This window comes from Actinoalloteichus hymeniacidonis (genome assembly GCF_014203365.1).
GTDB classification, from domain to species: Bacteria; Actinomycetota; Actinomycetes; order Mycobacteriales; family Pseudonocardiaceae; genus Actinoalloteichus_A; species Actinoalloteichus_A hymeniacidonis.
In genome coordinates, this window is sequence record NZ_JACHIS010000001.1 from 1,718,362 (window position 1) to 1,737,459 (window position 19,098).

General features: G+C 66.2%; 13 protein-coding genes. 5 read left to right on the forward strand and 8 right to left on the reverse strand.

The annotated features are described in order from the left end of the window. Nucleotides 1–18: 18 nt before the first annotated feature. From BKA25_RS07800 to BKA25_RS07810, 3 genes are all read left to right on the forward strand, one after another. Nucleotides 19–708: a GTP pyrophosphokinase gene (locus tag BKA25_RS07800; protein ID WP_069850937.1), complete on the forward strand. Its 690-nt coding sequence runs from the start codon at nucleotides 19–21 to the stop codon at nucleotides 706–708. A 410-nt stretch (nucleotides 709–1,118) separates the two neighbouring features. Next, nucleotides 1,119–2,996, forward strand: coding sequence for a tachylectin-related carbohydrate-binding protein (locus BKA25_RS07805; RefSeq protein WP_172803837.1), 1,878 nt, complete (start codon nucleotides 1,119–1,121; stop codon nucleotides 2,994–2,996). Nucleotides 2,997–3,115: 119 nt separating this feature from the next. Continuing rightward, nucleotides 3,116–3,376: a DUF7660 family protein gene (locus tag BKA25_RS07810; protein WP_069850932.1), complete on the forward strand. Its 261-nt coding sequence runs from the start codon at nucleotides 3,116–3,118 to the stop codon at nucleotides 3,374–3,376. Here the strand turns inward: BKA25_RS07810 and BKA25_RS07815 are convergent. From BKA25_RS07815 to BKA25_RS07845, 7 genes are all read right to left on the reverse strand, one after another. After that, a complete protein-coding gene (locus BKA25_RS07815; protein ID WP_069850930.1) occupies nucleotides 3,367–4,671 on the reverse strand; it encodes a cellulase-like family protein in 1,305 nt (434 codons plus the stop codon). The genes BKA25_RS07810 and BKA25_RS07815 overlap by 10 nt on opposite strands. A gap of 66 nt (nucleotides 4,672–4,737) precedes the next feature. Next, complete coding sequence (locus BKA25_RS07820) at nucleotides 4,738–5,574, reverse strand: carbohydrate ABC transporter permease (protein ID WP_069850928.1); 837 nt, start codon at nucleotides 5,572–5,574, stop codon at nucleotides 4,738–4,740. Then, a complete protein-coding gene (locus BKA25_RS07825) occupies nucleotides 5,571–6,482 on the reverse strand; it encodes a carbohydrate ABC transporter permease (protein ID WP_069850926.1) in 912 nt (303 codons plus the stop codon). Before BKA25_RS07825 ends, BKA25_RS07820 begins: the two co-directional genes overlap by 4 nt. After that, nucleotides 6,479–7,807 (reverse strand): ABC transporter substrate-binding protein, encoded by a 1,329-nt coding sequence (locus tag BKA25_RS07830; protein ID WP_069850925.1) that lies wholly within the window; start codon nucleotides 7,805–7,807, stop codon nucleotides 6,479–6,481. The genes BKA25_RS07825 and BKA25_RS07830 overlap by 4 nt, the downstream gene beginning before the upstream one ends. Beyond that, complete coding sequence (locus BKA25_RS07835; RefSeq protein ID WP_069850923.1) at nucleotides 7,800–10,172, reverse strand: beta-galactosidase; 2,373 nt, start codon at nucleotides 10,170–10,172, stop codon at nucleotides 7,800–7,802. Before BKA25_RS07835 ends, BKA25_RS07830 begins: the two co-directional genes overlap by 8 nt. A 363-nt stretch (nucleotides 10,173–10,535) precedes the next feature. Next, a complete protein-coding gene (locus BKA25_RS07840; protein ID WP_069850922.1) occupies nucleotides 10,536–10,913 on the reverse strand; it encodes a hypothetical protein in 378 nt (125 codons plus the stop codon). A gap of 62 nt (nucleotides 10,914–10,975) precedes the next feature. Then, nucleotides 10,976–13,348: an ATP-binding cassette domain-containing protein gene (locus tag BKA25_RS07845; protein WP_084643254.1), complete on the reverse strand. Its 2,373-nt coding sequence runs from the start codon at nucleotides 13,346–13,348 to the stop codon at nucleotides 10,976–10,978. Nucleotides 13,349–13,467: 119 nt separating this feature from the next. Here BKA25_RS07845 and BKA25_RS07850 point away from each other — a divergent pair, with 119 nt between their 5' ends. Together BKA25_RS07850 and BKA25_RS07855 are read left to right on the forward strand one after the other, a co-directional pair. Then, complete coding sequence (locus BKA25_RS07850; RefSeq protein ID WP_069850920.1) at nucleotides 13,468–14,226, forward strand: MerR family transcriptional regulator; 759 nt, start codon at nucleotides 13,468–13,470, stop codon at nucleotides 14,224–14,226. Nucleotides 14,227–15,015: 789 nt separating this feature from the next. Then, entirely contained in the window at nucleotides 15,016–15,591 is a 576-nt protein-coding gene (locus tag BKA25_RS07855; protein WP_157421184.1) for a hypothetical protein, read from the forward strand. Between the two features lie 77 nt (nucleotides 15,592–15,668). Here the strand turns inward: BKA25_RS07855 and BKA25_RS07860 are convergent, their stop codons facing one another. Continuing rightward, nucleotides 15,669–18,947, reverse strand: a complete 3,279-nt coding sequence (locus BKA25_RS07860) for a S8 family peptidase (protein WP_084643252.1) — start codon at nucleotides 18,945–18,947, stop codon at nucleotides 15,669–15,671. Nucleotides 18,948–19,098 lie beyond the last annotated feature (151 nt).

Consider the following 19,098-nt stretch of genomic DNA (forward strand, 5'->3'; position numbering starts at 1 on the left):
GGAACGCGAGAATGAGGCGTGGACATCGAGGAAGAGATGCACGGCATCGTCGAACAGCGGGAACGCTTTCGCGACTTCATGCTGGGCTACAAGTTCGCGATCGACGAGATGATCACCAAGATCAACATCCTTCGCGAGGACTTCAATAACACCAACGAGTACAACCCGATCGAGCACATCGGCTCCCGGCTGAAGTCACCGGAGAGCATCATCCGGAAGGCTCGCCGGAAGAACCTGCCGGTGAACTTCGAGAGCCTGCGGGACAACTTCCTCGACATCGCGGGCGTGCGGGTGACGTGCAGTTTCATCTCCGACATCTACAAGATTCGCGACATGATCTCCGACCAGGAGGATGTCAAGATCGTCGAGGAGCGGGACTACATCGCCAAGCCCAAGGCCAGCGGCTATCAGAGCCTGCACCTGCTCATCGAGGTCCCGGTGTTCCGCGCCCGAGGCACCCAACGGGTGCCGGTGGAGCTGCAGATCCGCACCATCGCCATGGACTTCTGGGCCAGCCTCGAACACAAGATCTTCTACAAGTACGACCGCCACGTCCCGCTGGCCCTGCGCCAAGAACTGACCCAGGCCGCCGAGGCCGCCTCCAGCCTGGACCGGACCATGGAGAAGCTGCATGAGTCCGTCCGCGCAGGCGCCTCGCCGCAGGACGTGATGGACCGAACCAACGAGAATTTGTTGCCGAAGGCGTGAGAGTGCGGCGTGGGCGGCCGTCATCCTAGTCGCATGCAAGGGCCCCGGATCGTTCGTCTTCGATGCCCATTCGAGGCGGATGGCCGGGGTCCCGCTGCGCGGGGCCGGTGGGGAATCTTGTCCTCAATGGCTAAGGCGCTCCCTGCGGGCGTGCCCGCCGCCGCTGGTGCACGTGATGAATCGACTGCAAACCCTTAGTGTGGAATACTCGGATGGAGTAGTCTCCGTCCGGAAAACATACCGAGAGTCACGTGGTGGGTCTCTCCTTCTCGGGGTGTTCCCGAGAATTCTTAATGCTGATAAAGGTCGGTTAGTTTCCCCTTATTCTCCGATATTGAAAGTATCGGCTATGGTTCGGCGGGTACTCGATTCCGTAGCGAGCAATCGCAATGCTCGCTACGGCCACGCTCATGTTCGGCGCTACTCCGCTGGTCGCTACCAGTGCCGGAGCGCAGGAGACGCCGTTGCTGCGCTGTAGCACCACTGCTCAAGTATTCGATGTCAATCAGGCGGGTGAGCTCAGGCGATATCCCCATCGTGACCCAGTCAATGGCGCTGATAGCTGGGAAGTGTCGCACTATCTTGGCGATGGATTCCTTGGTCGGACGTTGGCTGGCCCGGCCGGAAAGATTCATGAACTCGAAGCCGATGGTCTGCTGAGAAACTATGAATTGAGGGGAGGCGCCTGGATACGGTACGGCGAGGACCAGGCATATTCTCGTGATATCCAGACCGACTGGGCCGACTATACGACAGAAGATCGCCGCCATAAGATCACGGTGGACGCCGAGGGTGACATCTATCTGATTCAGGATGATGGTCAGCTCGTTCGCGCCACCGTCAATGTGGATGCGTCGGCGCTCCGGACTGAAGTTATCGATACCGGCTGGGATCGCTACGATCTTATCGTTGCGGCTGGCGACGGAGTCATCTACGGCCGCACGCCGGACGGCACTCTTTACCGCAATCACTACAATTTCGGCGGGCAACGTTGGCTTGAGCTGGGTGTCGAGGTCGGAACGGGATGGGAACGCTACAGCCGAATCACTTCGACGGGCGCCGATGTCCTCTATGGGACCGATCGTAGTTCCGGACATCTTCGATGGCATCGTTTCGTGCCGCATAGTGGCGAGATGGTCGAGGACCGAACAGTCTCGACCGAGGGACATTGGGCTGAAGGCCTCGACACTTCGATCAGGTCCGATACTTGCGATTGGTCATTTACGCCGCGACCAAATCGACCTGGCGTGACCCAGGATCCAGACGGCAGGCCGGTACTGTTCGAGAGTGCCGATTCGCACGTCCAGATCGCCGCCCTGACCCCGGAAGGGGAACTGCAGCACGGTCGAATGTCCGACCCGCTTCTCCCTGACAGGGTGAGCTGGAGCACCTTCCCCAGCACTGTGAAGTTCCGCGGCAGTCCCGCGATCGGACAGAGCCTCGGGGACAGCCGCCTGTTGATCGCCGCTCACGATCGACACAGTGAGATTTGGAGCAGTCGGGAGATCTTTCGGCTACAAGGCTGGATCCCGCTGGAACCGGAAGGTGGCTTCATGGTCGCCGCGCCGAGCCTGCTCCAAGGCCCGGACGGCACCATGGTCGCCTTCGCCGTCGATGAGGATGGTGGGCTGTGGACAGCGGACCAGATGGGCGCCGGTCATCTCGGCGGATGGAGACAGCTCGCCGGTACGCCAGCCCTGGCACCGGAACCCCCTACCGTGATCAGTACCGAGTCCGAACTGCACTTCGTGGTGCGAACGGAGACCGGAGAGCTAGTCGAGAATCGACTTCAGGGCGGCGGCTGGGTCGACACGACGTGGCAGTCGTTGGACCTGACGGCGGACCATCCGGCGGCTGCGGTTCTCCGTGCTGATGGCACTGTGGCCATCGCTGCGGTTCATGAAGGCGCCGTGCACCTTCGCGAAACGGGTCAGGGCTGGTCTGTGCTCGACGGAGTGACGGCGACCGGACCTGCGGCTATGGCAGAGAGTGTGTGGGGAACGCTGGAGCTCCTGGTTCGAGGGTCGGACGGTTATCTGTTCGCCACGGGCGAGGTCGAGTCCGACAGCGTGGAACTGCGTCCTTGGGAAACCGTCAGCTTGCAGCCATCGGCGACGGATCCGGCACTCATCAGTTCCGACACGGGACGGCTCATCGGTGCATACCGCTCGACCGAATCGATCATGCACATCCTCTATCGCCGTCCTCCCGAGGTAAGAACGACCTCCGTCGTGGGCCAAGACGCAGAGTTCGTTGACGTGCCCGTTAACAATCCGCACAACGGATAGCCGGAGTTCCGTAGCGACGCGGCCGTTCACGGTTACCGTGAACGGCCGCGCATCGTTGACCGCAGTACTCACAGCGAGCGGTTCGCCGATGGAGGAACCCGTGTCGGATTGGATGCCCGATGAAGTGGCCGGATGACACTCTCAACGCGATACGCACCAGGGATGACTTAGCTCGATTCCTGAGCGACCTAGCGGAGGACATCCGCGATGGGCGTCTGTCGCCGGAGAACACGACGACAGACGCCTTCATCGACGCAGCCGGGCGCTGGACCGGGTCGATGGACGGGTTCTTCCAGAACGTGATGAAGGAACCCGTGCCCGAGACTCCGGATTGGGCGCTGGTCGCCGCGATCTTCCGAGCCGCACTGGTCTACGAGTAGATCGAGCCGCTCCTGGACCCCACGAACACCGCATTGCACTCTCGCTGCAACGCCACATCGCTCCACATCGGATGCTGGGGCGCCGCATTCGAGCACACCAGGGTGCCTCGGGCGCCGACCCGCGCCGACTCCGCCACCGCGAAGCGGCTGAAACCGGCACCGATCGGACCTTCCTCGAAGGTGCCGTACAGCGGCGTGTAGCCGATCCAGCCTTCCCCGAAGACCAGCGGGATGCCGCGTTCCGCCGCCCAATCCGCCGCAGCCTCGATCCACACCGTCAGCTTCTGGCGCATTGCCAGCCGGTGCGGGCCGTAATGCTCGTACAGCCACGCATCGAACTTGGTCGGATCACACCAGTCGTGCAGGTAGACCTCGCGGTCGCCGACGACCGTCGCCTCGTTTCGCCAGCTTTCCGACTCCACCGGCCCCCAGTCGGCCAGATCTGGGGCTCCGGGGCGCAACAGTTCGCGGCGGGCGCGCTCTTGCGGGAACGGGCGGGACGCATCGCGCAGGGCATACGCGTCGATCAACTCGTCCAGAACGCCATAGACGTACGGGTGGAACACGGCGACATCCACCGCTCGCGGCACCCCGCGCAGCGAGCCCACCGGGACCTCCGCGTAGTTCACCGTGACCGGGCGGTCCGGGTGGCGCTCTTTGAAGCGTGCGATGCCGCGTTCCAGTCTCGGGCGCAGGGCGACCACGACGTCGTCACCGGCCAAGCCCTCCGTGAGGTGACCGGCCTGGACCTCGTTGTGCAGTTCGGTGAAGGCGATGCGGTCGTCTAGGCCATGCTCGGCGAGGTAGTCGACGAGGTCGGCGAGCGCGGAAGCCAAGGCATCGGCCCGCCGCTCCGGGTCGATCGCGTTCACCGCGTCCAGCCAGGCGCGGTCGGCTGCGAAGGCCGGGCTCTGCTGGTACTCCCAACTGGACAGGATCACGTAGCAGTCATGCTTTCGGGCCGCCTCGAAGAGCGCGAGCAGGTGCGCCCGGCCGTCGATCTCCGTCGCTGCTTTGACGTCGTACCACCGCACCCGCTGGCCGTAGCCGCCGCCTTCGCCATCACGCGGGCCCAACGGTCCTAAGCGCAGCCTGCTGGTGTCCAGGCCCGAGCCGAACAGCAGCAGCGGCATCGCGCAGATCCGAATGGTGTTGTAGCCACGGTCGACGGCCTCGGCGAAGGCGACGTCGAGATCGGCGAACGGCTCGCCGGGGCCCGTACGGGTGTACCAGCTGAAGTCCCACAGCGAGATCGTCAGTTTCGCGGGCAGCGAATCGGGCAGCGGCGTCGGCACGGTCGGAAGTCTCCTTCGGAAGAAGTGGGAACACGAATCTGCATCGCACGGGCGCCGCGAGGCGGCTCAGCTCTTCACCGCCCCCGCCGTCAACCCTTCCAACAACTGTTTGCGCAGCAGGAAGAACACCAACAGGCTCGGCACGGCCGCCAGCACCGACGCCGCCAACACCAGGTCGTACTGCCTGCCGGTCGCACCGAACAACGCTTGGATGCCCAGCGGCAATGTGTAGTCGCCGGGCTCGCTGATCACGATCAGCGGCCAGATCAGGCTGTTGTAGCTGTTGAGGAACGACCACACCGCCAACGCCCCCAGCGCGGGCCGCAGCAGCGGCAGCACCACCCGGCGGAACAGGCCGAACTCGGTGCAGCCGTCCATTCTGGCCGCGTCCAACAGCGCATCGGGGATGGCCTGTTCGGCGAACTGGCGCATCATGAAGATCCCGAACGCGGGCGCCACCCATGGCACCACCAGCGCGAAGTACGGTTCGGTCAGTCTGGCCTTGGCGATCATGATGAACAGCGGCACGACGATCACGGCGAACGGCACGGCCAGCGAGCTGAACATGATGTTGAACAGCACATTCTTGCCCCGGAACCGGTATTTGGCGAAGGCGAAGCCCGCCAGCGCGCACAGGCCCACCGCGATCGTCGTCGACAGCAGCGCCACCAGGGTGCTGGTCACGAACCAACTCCAGAACGGCTGTTCGGCCAGCAACGTCCGGTAGTTGTCGAGCACCGCGGGGATCGGCAGCGGTTGTGGGGGATAGCTGAAGATGTCGGCCCGGTCCTTGAACGACGCAGACAGCGCCCACAGCAGCGGCAGCGCGAACACCAGCAGCAGGCTGATCAGGAACCCGTACAGCAGCACCCGGCCGCCGGTGACCCGAGTGGTGGCCTTCATCGGTGGTCCCTTCCCACGCCGAACGCGCGATTGGCGAGCAGCCCGAGGACGAGGACCACGGCGAACAACAACACCCCGGCGGCAGCGGCATAACCGAGTTGTTGGCGCTGGAAACCGGCGCGGTAGATGAACATCGCCACCGACAGCGTCGACTCGCCGGGCCCACCCTGGGTGAGCAGGAAGGGCTCTTCGAAGATCTGCGCGGAGTTGACCAGCACGGTGACGCCGATGAACGCGGTCACCGGGCGCAGCGAGGGCAGCGTGACGTCGACGAACCGGCGCACCGGCCCGGCGCCGTCGATGGCCGCCGCCTCGTACAGCTCGCGCGGCACGTTCTGCAAGCCCGCGAGGAAGAAGATGGTCAGATAGCCGGTCCACCGCCAGATGACCAGCAACGCCACGCTGACCTTCGCCCACAGCGGATCGCCGAGCCAGTCGATGCCGCCGAAGCCGAACGTCGCCCGCAGCACACCGTTGACGATGCCGAACTCGCGCTCGAAGAACAGCCCGAACACCAGGGTGATGACGATGGGCGAGATGACCACCGGCATGAAGTAGGCCAGCCGGAACATGTCGCGACCACGCAGGCCCCGCGCGTTCAACGCCTGTGCGATGAGCAGCGCCACCGGCACCACGACACACATGGTGAACACCACGTAGATCCCGGTGTTGCCGACCGCCGTCCAGAAACTGCGGTCGGCGAGCAGATCCTGATAGTTGCGCAGGCCCACCCACTGCGGGGCGCCCAGCCCGGCCCACTCGGTGCCGCTCAAATAGAGCCCGACCAGGATCGGCACCACGAAGAACAGGCCGTACAGCAGGAAGAACGGCGACACGAACACATACGGCGCCAACCGCACCTGATGGCGGGACCACCAGGACTCGGTGCTGCTCGACGTGCGGGTCATCGTTTCACCTGCTGTCGGTAGGCGGTGATGCCTGCGTCGATCGCGGCGGCCGGGCTGGTGCGACCTCGTAGCGCGTCCAGCACCGGGCCGCCGAGGACGTCGGTGAGGATCTGCATGGAAGGCGCCTGGTGGAACAGCGGCAGGTCCTCCGCCGCCGGGGCGTAGACGTCGAACACCCGCTGGTCACCCAGGTATTCGTCCCGTTCCTCGACGAGTTCGGGGTCGCGATACAGCGAACGCAGCGTCGGCAGGAAGCCGCCGGAGCGATACCGCAGCAGTTGCCCCTCTCGGGTGAGGAAGACCCGACTCAGCAGGTCCAATGCCGCCGCCGTGCCTGCCTGGTCCTTGAGCACGGTGAACCCGGTGCCGCCGAGGGTGGAGGCGATGTGTCCGCCGCCCGCGAAGGGCGGCAGGGTGCGCATCCGCCACCGGCCCTGTTGATCGGGGACGTTGGCCTGCAACCCGTAGGCGTTGTACCAGTTCGGCATGGCCGTGGCCGCCAGCCTGCCGGACTTCAACGCCGCAGCGCACGCGCTGCTGTAGGGATCGGGCAGGCCCAGCAGGAAACCGGTGCGCACCCCGGTGGCCATGAATTCGAGGACTTCGACGGCTTCGACCGAGTCCAACCGCAGTTCGCCCGCCGCGTCGAACACCTGGCCGCCGCGTTGCAGGAAGAACTGGAAGAAGCTGTTGGACACCGCCAGGTTGTCGCCGGTGGAGACCATGCCGAGGCTGATCTCGTGATCCCGCGCCAGCCGTTCGCCGTGCTCGGCCAGCTCCTCCCAGGTGGCGACCTCCTCGGGGACGCCGTGTTCGGCGAACAGGTCCTGCCGGTAGTAGAGGACGGTGATCGAGTTGTCGGCGTCCAGGCTGTAGGGCTTGCCCTCGACGGTGTAGGGCGCCAGTTTCAGCAGCTCGTCGCCGAGCGGGGCCACCGTGTCGGTGAGGTCGACGAACAGGTTCTCGGCGATCGAGGAGCCCATCACCCTGGCGAACTGGTCGATCACCAGCCCGGCCAGGTCCGGGGTGTTCCCGTCGGCGATGGCCTGGGCCATCATCCGGGTGATGAGGTCGGTGGGTGCCACGTTGGTGATGTCGAGCCGGAACTCGAAACCGGAGTCGCCCATCAGCGCCGGGTCGGCGATCGCGGTCTGGAAGGTCGTGACATAGCCGGGATCGTGCGTCCACAGCCGGACCCCCACCGGACCCGAGGTGATGGGTGAACGGTCGGAGGTGGCGCAGGCGCCCAACAGTCGACCGCCGAGCAGCCCGAGCCCGGCGACTCCCATGCCGCGCAGCAGGGTGCGTCGTCCCAGATCAGACATCGGTTTCGCCTCCGCCGATGGCTAATGCGGTTCGATACACGCGCGCCAGGCGGGCCGAGTGGATCGCGGCGGAGCCGTCGAAGTCCGCGCGCACGGCCGGGTCGACGTAGACGGGGCTGGCCGGGTCGCGGGGGAGCACCCGGATCTCCAGGCCGTGCGCCACGACCTCGGCGGCGTGCTGGCGCAGGCCGATCTCCCACTCGGGGCCGAACCAGAAGTGATCGGCCAGCAGCCGACCGGCGAGGTAGGCGCGGGCGACGTCTCCGGTGTAGCGCAGGCGCAGGAGGACTTCGGCTGCGTCGTCGAAAGCGTGCTCGTCGATGGTGAGGTGGAAGCGGGCGGCGTGTTCGAAGTCCTCGTCGGTCGGTGCCGACGCGCGGCCGTGCGGGCCGCCGGTGCGCGGGACGGCCGGACGAGGATCACCACCCAACGGGGACACCCGCACCGACACCGATGACTCGGCGGGCCCGGCGAAGCGCCACCGGGAGAACACGCCGTCGGTGCCTACCTGGCGCGCGCCGACCAGAGCCTCGGGCGCGGGCAACAACGCGAGTGTGTCGACGTCCGAGGCGCCCTCGACCCGGAGCTCGGCGCCTTCGGCGGTGACCAGGCCGTCCGACAGGGCGAGGGTCGTCGATCCGGCGACCTCCACCACGTACAACCGGTGGGCGCTGGCTTCGTCGAGCACGAGGACGTGCTCGGTTCGGCCGTTCTGACCCGTCACCGCGAAACGAGCCTCGGTGCCGGGATTCGCCACGCTCACCACCGTCGTCCCGTCGACCGACGTGCTCGCGGCGGTGCCCTCGACCGTCACCGGCTCGGCGAAGGCGAACTGCGCGACGATCCCGGCCGTGGCCAGGAAGACGGAGGTGGGCACGCCGTCGATCGGCAGCCGAGCCAGCGGTTGCGCACTGGCCCACTCCACCCGCAGGCCGCCCGCGAGGCGGTAGCCGATCGGCCAGACGAAATGCGCCCCCGAGGGGATCGTCACGGCCTGGGCGGGCAGCTGCACGCGGGTTCCGGACAGGGCGACGTCGAAGCGGACGTCGGGCTGGGCGGGCAGCGACTCGTGCGGTTGATGGTTGTTGACGAACAGGAATCCGAGGTCGCCCGCCCCGCGCACCGACCAGCGCAACGTCTGGCGGTCGTCCAAGCCGGCGGGCTGCCGGTCCGGTAGGTGCAGCGGCAGCTCGGCCAACGCGGCACCGGAGTCCCGGACGAAAAGATGCTGCACCCGCAACGCATGGAAGACCGGGCGGACCTGTCCGAACTCGCCGAGCGGCGCCTGGAAGTCGTAGTTCGTGACAGGCAGATCGTTGGGATAGCCGGTGGCCTGCGACTCCTGGTTCGGCGTCGGGAGGTCCTGCCGCTGGGTGCAGCCGTGGTAGAGGTAGTAGCCCTGCCACACCGAGCCGCTGCCGAGTTTGGCCAGCGCCAACGCCGAGACGTCGGCGGCCGGGATCAGCGGCCTGCGGTGATAGGCGATGGCCATTCCGCCGCCGAGTTCGCAGGTGGCATAGGGATAGCGGCGGTCATCGGGCGGATCCGGGGTGGCACCGACGGCGGCCGGCCGCAGGTCGGCGCCGATGGCGTGGTCGTCGCGGATCGGGGTGAAGAAATAGTGCCTGCGCATTCCCCGCGCCCAGCCCTGGCTCGCGTCCTCCCAGAACGCCTCCGGGTAGCCGCCGTACAGCGGAAGCACCTGGTCGGCGGGCAGCTGCGCCCCGCCCCAGGCGGTCGCCGTCCACAGAGGCGCCGTGATGCCCGCGGCCTCGGCCATCGTGCGCAGTGTGGCGAGGTGCCCCGGCTGGTCGTAGAGCTCGTTCTCCACCTGGGCCGCGACGATCGGCCCGCCTTCGGCCCAGGTCAGGCCCGCTAACTCCGCACCGATCCGGTGGTAGTAGGGCTCGACCAGCGCCAGGTAGTCGGGGTCGTCGGTGCGGGGGACGCAGTCGATCTCGGCCAACCAGTCGGGGAAGCCGCCGTTGCGGCACTCGCCGTGCGCCCACGGGCCCAACCGCACGGCCACCGCTAGATCCAGCTCCGCACACAACCGGACGAATGCGGCGATGTCCCGGGAGCCGTCGAAGCGGTAGTCACCGCGCGCGGGTTCGTGGTGGTTCCAGAACAGATAGGTGGCGACGACGTCGATCCCGCCCGCCCGGATCTTGGCCAGCTCGGCCCGCCAGTCCGCCGCCGGATACCGGCTGAAGTGGAACTCGCCCATCACCGGCAGCCAGGGGCGTCCGTCTCGGCGGATGACCCGGCTATCGACGGAGATCTGCCGCCTGTCGCCGGCCGGGGTGCCCATCGGTAGATGGCCGGCCAGCGGTGTGACGGGATCGTGGGCCTGCAACGACAGCATGTCGGCTCCTGAACAGCGACGGTCAGCGGCCGGCTCATCGTGGGCAGCGTCACACCCACTGTCAAGATGTATTCATAATTAATGATCAGGGCTGCGGGTGGGCTGATCCGCTGCGTCGTCCTTTCGGATTCGGGGTGCGGGCCGGCGTCCACGCTGCCCTCCGACTGCCCGTTTACCTGGAACGTGCGCGATCGACGGGTGCATATCGCCTGATAGCGGCCGGTGCCTCGGGCGAAATCGGAGCGGGCGGCACCCCGGCCGGACTAACGCGCGGCCGCCGCCGACCTTCCCGAAACGGAACTATCGGAATCGGTTCGGGCCACCGGCGTACTCGGTGGCCCGAACCGGCCGCGCCCACCACCGTCAGCGCCGCCGCCGGATATCGCGAACCTTGCGTGCCAGCTGATGCGTCGCACTCAGATCCCGGCCCAGTTGCGTGCGCAGCCGGTCCGGGATGTCGTCGAGGTTTCGGTACAGCACCAACAGCCGTTGCAGGAAGCCCATCAGCGCGGCGAGTTCGTCGCAGAGTCGATCCGGCCCGCCATTGGCGGCCACGGCAAGCGGCAACGGATAGTCCGCGACCACCCGTTGCAGCGTGCTGTGGTGCTCGGCGAGTTGGTGGAGTACCGAGGGCAGCGGATAAGCCTGGCCGCCCAGGACCGGATGGCGGTCGAGGATTTCGGCGATCCGGCCTGCGGCCGCCACCGAGGCGGTGGTGAAACGGGTTCGGTCGTCGCTCATCGATCCTGCCTTTCCGGCCCGCGCGCACCCCGATCCGGGAGCGCGCGGGCCGCGTAGTCGCCTCAGCCGCGCAGCGAGCGCCGCAGATGCTGCGCAGTCAGCGAACCGGGCACATCGAGCAGCGCCTGAGGGGTGCCGCCGAACAGCAGGTTGCCGCCCGCGCTGCCGCCACCCGGGCCGATGTCGATCACCCAGTCGGCGTGCGCGACGACTTCGAGGCTGTGCTCGATGACGACCACCGTGGCGCCCCGGTCGTCCACGAGACCATCGAGCACGCCCAGCAGCCGGGCGGCATCGGACATGTGCAGACCGGTCGTCGGCTCGTCCAACACATACACCGCACCCCGTTTGTGCAGTTGGGTGGCGAGTTTGATCCGTTGGCACTCGCCGCCGGACAGGCTGGTCAGCGGTTGACCCAACCGCAGGTAGTCCAAGCCGACGTCCACCACGGACTTAAGGATCGGCGCCAGCTTGCGATTCTTGGCGAAGAACTCCGCCGCCTGCCCGATCGACATCGCCAGCACATCGGAGATCGACGCCCCATCGAGCCGATGCGCCAACACGTCCTTGTTGAACCGGCGGCCCTCGCAGCTCTCACACGGCGTGGTGACCCCGTCCAGGAAACCGAGATCCGTGTGGATGACGCCGGTGCCCTCGCAGGTCTCGCAGGCGCCCGCCGAGTTCGCGCTGAACAGGGCCGGACTCACCCCGTTGGCCTTGGCGAAGGCCTGTCGGATCGGGTCGAGCGCGCCGGTGTAGGTGGCGGTGCTGGAGCGCCTGTTGGCCGTCGGCGCCGACTGGTCGACCACCACCGCCTCGGGATGCTGCGCGCAGAACACGCCATGGATCAGCGAGGACTTCCCGGAGCCTGCGACCCCGGTGACCACGGTGAGCACCCCGGTGGGGACGTCGACGTCGAAACCACGCAGGTTATGGATCTTCGCGTCGGTCACCGGCAGCCACCCGGTGGGGGTGCGCACGCGATCCTTCAACGTCGGCTCGATGCGCAGATACCTGCCGGTTCGGGTTTCCGAGTCGGTCAGCGCGGCGACATCGCCCGCGAACACGACCCGTCCACCGTCGCTGCCCGCGCCAGGACCCACATCGATCACATGGTCGGCGGCGACGATCACATCGCGATCGTGCTCGACCACCAACACCGTGTTCCCGTTGTCCCGCAGCGTCTGTAAGAGGTCGGTGACCCGGCCGACATCGTGGGCATGCAGGCCGATGCTGGGCTCGTCGAAGACATACAGCAGATCGGTGAGGGTACTGCCGAGCTGCCGGACGATCTTGATGCGCTGCGACTCGCCGCCGGAGAGGGTGTCGGTGCGCCGCCCCAACGTGAGGTAGCCCAGGCCGATGTCGACCAGGTGGCCGACGCGGGTGATCAGTGCCTCCAACACCGGGGCAACGGCGGGCAACTCCATGCCGAGCAGGACCGTCAACAGTTCCTTGCTCTCCAACGCCGACAGCTCCGCGATGCCATACCCGGCGACGCGCACGGATCGGGCCGCCGGACCGAAGCGACTGCCGCCGCAGTCCGAACACGGCATCGAGGTGGTGAACCGCGCCGCCATCTGGCGGGTCCGTTCGGCCATCTCGGCGCTGTCCTTCTGGATATAGAGTCTTCTGAACTTCGCCGCAGCACCCTCGTAGGTGGCGTTGATCGCGCCGTAAGGCGTGTCCACCGGCACCGAGCCCACGGTCTTGTGCAGCAACAGCTCGCGTTCGGCGTCGGTGTAGTCGCAGATCTTCTTGTCCGCGTCGAACAGCTCCGAGTTCCCGTAGATCTGCCAGTTCCACGTCCCGACCTTGAACGCCGGAGCCAGCAGCGCACCCTCGTTCAACGAGCGCTGCGGGTCGAGGAACCGATCCATCTCGATATCGACGACCTCGCCGATGCCCTCGCACCTCGGGCACATCCCGGCGGGCAGATTGAACGAGAAGGCATCGGCCTGACCGATGGACGGGGTGCCAGCGCGGGAGAACAGCATCCGCAACATCGGGGCGATGTCGGTGATCGTGCCGACCGTCGAGCGTGACCCGCCGCCGAGTCGTCGTTGGTCGACCAGGACCACGGCGGACAGGTTCTCGATCAGGTCGACATCGGGTCGGCCCCGGCCGGGCAGGAATCCCCGGACGAAGGCGGGCAGCGTCTCGTGGAACTGCCGTTGGCCCTCGGCGGCGACCGTGTCGAACACGAGCGAGGACTTGCCGGAACCCGACACCCCGGTCACCACGGTCAGCTTGCGCTTGGGGATCTCGACGTCGACATCGACGAGGTTGTTCGCCCGGGCGCCGAGCACGCAGATGTTCTCGCCCGCGCCGGAAGTCGAGGCGGCGGTGTCGTGTTCCTGCGCCGTCGGCTGGGCGAGGTTGTGCTCCGGCACTACCGCTAGTTGATCTCTTCTCGATTTCTCCGCGACATCCATGCTTAAAGCTTCTCATTGAATAACATATCTAGACTTTTTCTCAAAACTCCTGCGGATATAGTGGATACAATGTGAAAAGTCTCAAACCCCACGTAGAGCTGCGGGAAGGCTGAGCACTGATGAGTACCCGGAGCGGGCGGCTGCGGCCCATCGATCTGGCGCGGGCGGCGGGCCTCTCCACCCAGCAGGTCCGCAATTACGCGGAAGCGGGCATCCTGCCGCCGAACGACTGGACCGAGAGCGGCTACCGCGTCTTCGAGGAGCGACACCGTCGTGCGCTGCTCACCTACCGGGCGCTGCTGCGAGGTCATCACCTCGCCGAGGCGCAGGCGATCATGCTCGCGATCCACGCGGGAGACGTTCCCGGCGCGCTCACCCTCATCGACGCGGGCCATGCCGCGTTGCACCAACAACGCGCTGCCCTGGTGGCAACCGGCCGGGCATTGGAGACGACCGCTGAACGCGGCCCGGACGCCGCCGAACTCCCGAAAGGCGATTTGCGGATCGGCGAGGTGGCCGCGTTTCTCGGTGTCCGAACCTCCGCGCTGCGGGTCTGGGAGGCGGCGGGCCTGCTGATTCCGCAGCGCGCGCCGGGAACCGGATACCGCAGCTACACCCCGATCGACGTCCGTGACGCCCGCATGATCGCCATGCTGCGGCAGAGCCACTATCCGCTGTTGCAGATCAAGCCCGTCCTCGACGACCTCCGGCACGCGGGCAGCAGCGAGGCGCTGCGGGCGGCGATCGCGAACCGGCATGAGGTGCTGACCGCGCGCGGCCGCGCCATGCTCGCGGCGGCCGCGCTGCTGCATGAGTACCTCGGGGCGGCAGGGGGCGTTGCGTTCGAGGAATCAGGGGAGCAGGAGCGACGCTGCTGAGCGGAGCGGTGAGCAGCCCCGCTCAGCGCGACCGCTGGTTTCTCGGTCGGATGGTGGTGATCAGGGGAGGGCTCGGTTTCTGGAGCTTCACTGGACGTTTCCTCGACCTATCAACCGTGTTTCGGTAGTGCGCCCAGCGGGCGCGATCCTTACGGCGAATCCTGGTACGTGCCGCCATGATGGCGCTGATCACTGTTGTCGCCAGGCAGCTGAACACGAATGGATTCAGCCAGGGCGGAATCAGGTCGGTTGATGTTCCATCATTCCAGTAGCAGATGTAGTTGCGCGGAAGAATCGTGTCTGTGACGCTGAGCAGTATGTCTTCATTGCGCCCAGCGCGAAGCGAGCAAAACCACGCCTGGGTTCGTAAACCATCAGTGTACAAACTGTATCCGTGTGCGGCATGAGCTGCCAAGAAGGTCAATGACCCTAGTTCCAGTCATTGGAAATGGAGTCGGGAAGAGAATAAGAGACTACCGCTGGCAAACACTCCGACGAACTTGAAAAGGAGAATCATCACCGCGACAGTGGGTGTAATGAAGTACAGAATACCGAGCACCTCGTATACCCATGAGCTAGTCGCGAGTTCCATTAGGCAGAGTATCCTACGGTGAACCGGGTCCATTCTTGGGTAGCGTTCGCCTGAATGGACGCGCGTCTTAGCCCAATCGCGGTTGTGCGTTACCCGGGTGGGTTCCTACGGTCGATAGGTGTCGGCGCGTTCCGAGCCAAGGGACGAGGTGCATCGTTGTGGAAGGTTAAGAATCCTACACTGTCGCCGGTGTTCCGATGCGAATGATCGACGGTTATTGGGCCGTCAATGCCGGACAAAGCGTATGGAATTTTCACGTTTTTCCGATCTTTGTTACTCCCTTCGAGTGGCGCGGGATCCTTCTTGCCTCTGGAACGAGTCGTCCTCGCTTCAATGGGCGAGTCCGCAAAAAACTCCAAGGGGGAGTTCGTATGTCTGTTTTACGAAAGTTCGCCACAGCGGCGATGGTGGTGTTTCTGATGGTCGCAGGAGGGGTTACGGCCAGCGCCGACACCGAGTCGACCAACCCGCAGGCGGTTCAGACCTGCTACGGCGGCGCGGTGCAGGTCAGTGGCTCGGGTACCCGCTTTCCGTCCAGCGGGTATTACCGAACGACCTCGCGATGTGCCGATATCAATTTCCGTTACGGCCTAGGTCCTTCCTTCGTGATGGCGCGGGTCTGCTTCCGTTCGACCGGAGCCTGTAACAAGTACCGGCAGATCCCGCGCGGCACCGATTGGCGATTGGTCGCCACCGACGTGCTCGACGGCACGGACTTCTACATGCAGTTCAACAGGAGCTACAACATGAGGGTCGGGCGGCTGGCTTTCTGAGTCGGCTATGCGGTGTACGCCGGTACCTTCGGGGGAAGGTACCGGCGTACACCGCGAGTAATGCGGCGCAACCGAAATCAGTCGGCCACGATCCCGTAAGCCCGAATCATGGTCTGTTCGGCGGTGTTGCCGTCGGTGTCGGTGACGGTGGTGCGCAGTGCGGCGAACTCGGCACCCTCGGGGTGGGTGACCTCGACGGTGGCGCGGCCCTCGGCGAGTTCCACCGGGACCGATTCCCAGGTTTCGCCATCGTCGTAGGAGATCTCGAGGGTGACCTCGGCGGCGGTTCCACCGGTGAGGTGCTCCAGTTCGAGTTCCAGCGAGTAGGACCCGGCGGGTGCGCGTCCGAGGTCGTCGACCTCGCCTCTCGGCCGGAGGCTCATCATCGGCAGCGCTTCGGGCGTCTCACCTGCGGTGTCCGAGGTGAAGGTCCAGGTGGCGTCGGCCTGGGTGCCCAAGACGGCGGACTCGCGGGCTGCCGTGATCGCCACGGTGTATTCACCCGGACCCGCCGGGACGTCGAAGACTGCGTAGCCTGCGTTCTCCGATGTTCCGATGATCTCGCCGTCGCGGGACAGCGTCATGCTGCCCGTGGGCACAGCTGGCGCCAGATAGGTCTCGTCGACCGGCGAGAAGGTGCCGGAATGGATGCTGATCTGATCGCCGACTCGCTGATTGCCCCGGAGATCCGGCAATGCCAGCGACATGCCCAACGGGGCCGCATTCCATTCCGCCTCGTAGTCGCCTGCGGTGGGGTAATCGGTGTATCGGTTCGTCATACCGCCGTCAGCGGCCAGGACGCTGCCCTGCCACTCGATGTCGTCGCCGGGGGTGAAGAACTCGGTGCGTTCCGAGGGCAGCTCGGTGGGAATGAAGCTGCTCGCGAGGCTGGCCCCTTCGTCGGCCGACGGGATACCGAGTGTGGCCGTGTGAGCGCTCGAGGAGACGCCCTGCGCTCGGTAGCGAGTGGACACCCGCGCCAGTTCCTCGTCGGTCACCGAGTACGCGACCGAGGCGGGCAGACCGGCGGGTTCGTCGAAGAGCAGCGAGTAGAGGTGTTCCTCGGCGGCGTCCGGAGTGGACACCAGGGCGGGGCGATACACGAACCGGAGACCGCCCTTGCCCGCGTCGTCGTCATCGGGAGCCACCACGTACACCGGGATGGATTCGGGCAGCCCGATGGTTCCGGAGATCTCCCCGCCGAAGTGCAGGAAGATGCTCGACGTCGCCAGTACCGATTCGCGGTCGGTGTCGACGGTCAGCCGCTCGCCTGCGGTGCCGTCCATGGCGATGGTGGTATCCGTCGTGACGTCCACCGCCATGTCCGAGATGTAGGTCATCGCGGAACCACCATCCTCGGTGGTCTCGAAGTACGTGCCGAGCACGTCGTAGCGGCCCACGGGTAGCCGCGCCTCGAACACACCGGGGGCGACCTGGTACGCGGAATAGTCGAGTGTCCCGGTCGCGTGGTCGACGAGCTGGATGGAAGCGCTCGCGACGGGCGCCCCGGATTGTTCGGTGGCCTCGATGGTCAGGTTGTAGCTCTCCGGTTCCAGGGTGGCGGCGACCGCAGTGGAGATCCTGGTCGTTCCATCGGCGGAGGCCGCGATCAAGGGACCGCTGACGTAGTCGAGCAGTTCGTTGACCGAGGGGTCGACGGTGACATCGACGGTGGTCTCGCCATCCGCTGGCACGGTGATCTGCTCGGCGTTCAGGGTGAACAGACCCGCCGGTGCTGCGGTGCCATCCGAGCCGACGGGCGCGAAAGACAGATCCAACACCGCATCCTCGCTGCCCGAGTTGCGGTAGGTGACGGTCTTCGTCTGGGGCCCCTGGTCGTGCGGGTAGGCGATGACTCCGAAGCCCAGCGAGGAGACGTCGGTGTGCACCTGCGCGGCGATGGCATTGGCGACATCGAGCCTGCCGGAGCCCTGCTCGGTGGTGTCTAGCCCCGGCAAGGGCTCGGCGGAGCCGGTGAGCGCGGCCTTCAGTTCCGCGGCCTCCCACTCGGGGTGTTGCGCGGCGAGGATCGCAGCGGCGCCGGTGACATGCGGGGCGGCCATCGAGGTGCCGCTCTGCGCCATGTAACGCTCGTCGGCAGGCAGGTTGGGTATGACTCCTTCGGCGCGGGCGCCGATGATGTCGGAACCGGGTGCGGTGAGGTCGGGCTTCACCGCCTGGTCACCCAGCCTCGGGCCCCTGCTCGAGAACGGGCTCTGCTCATCGTTCTTGGTGACGCTACCCACGGCCAATGCCGCGTCCGCCGAAGCAGGAGAGGCGACCATGAAATCGTCGCCGTTGTTTCCCGCGGCGACCACGAACAGCGTGCCGCTCTGCTCGGTGAGGGTGTTCAGCGACTCCGACAGCGGGTCGGTACCGCTGGTGGGGCTACCGCCCAGACTGAGGTTGGCTGCGGAGACGCCCTGCTCCGCGGCCCATTCCATGCCTGCGATGACGGCGTCGTCGGCGCACGAGCCGTTGTCGTCGCAGACCTTGCCCACCAACAGGCTCGCCTCGGGCGCCACACCCCGATGTGCACCGTCGGAAGCGGCTCCGTTGCCGAGAGCCGTGGAGGCGACGTGGGTGCCGTGTCCGTTGACGTCCTGCGGGCCCACCGGGCTGTCGGTGAAGTCGACGGCGTCGACCACCATGCCATCCAGATCCGGGTGCTCGGCGTCGTAGCCGGTGTCGAGCACCGCGATGGTGGCGCCGTCGCCGCTGAAGCCGGCTTCCCAGGCTTCGGGTGCGCCGATCTGGGCGTTGCTCTCTTCATCCAGCACGCGGGAACGGCCGTTGAGCCAGACCCGTTCCACGCCGGTGGCCAGGGTGGAGTTCTCGGCGGTCAGCGTCGACCACAAACCGGCGGCCTCGCCCTCGTCGACCGCCAGCGAGACGGCGTTGAGGCTGGGCAGCTCACGGACGACCTCGGCGTCCGTCGAGGCCAGTGTGCGCGCGGCACCCTCGGTGTGGGACACGATCAACGGCAGCGGGCCGGAATCGCCGAACCCTTGATCGAGCAGCTGCGTCACCTGGAAGAGCCGGGGATCGAGCGTGCCCTGTTCGACCAGTGGTAACGCGTCGACCGGTGTCACCGACAGTGTGTCGCCCTCGCCGGTCTGGTGGAAGGCGATGCCCTCGCGCTTTTCGGCAGGCAGCACCGTGACGGTCTGGCGACCCCCCGACGACGTCACCAGCAGCCGATCGCCGGTGATCAGGGTGAGAATCTGTTGTCCTTCAGCGTCAGCTGTCGCCGCATGTGCGCTCGACCCGGGGACCTGGGCGCTTCCCGCTACGGCGGTGAGCCCGGCGGTCAAGGTGGCGACGGCCACGATGCCCGCTACTTTCCTTCGTCGCATGAATTACCGGCTCCTCGGTGGACCGATCTGTGGGCTCAGCGCCATCTTGAGCGCGACCTCTCCCAGATCCAGATCCGTACAGGGGAATTCGTGAACAGCGACTGCAATCTATCGATCAAGGGCGTGCATAACAAACCGAATGACCTGGATC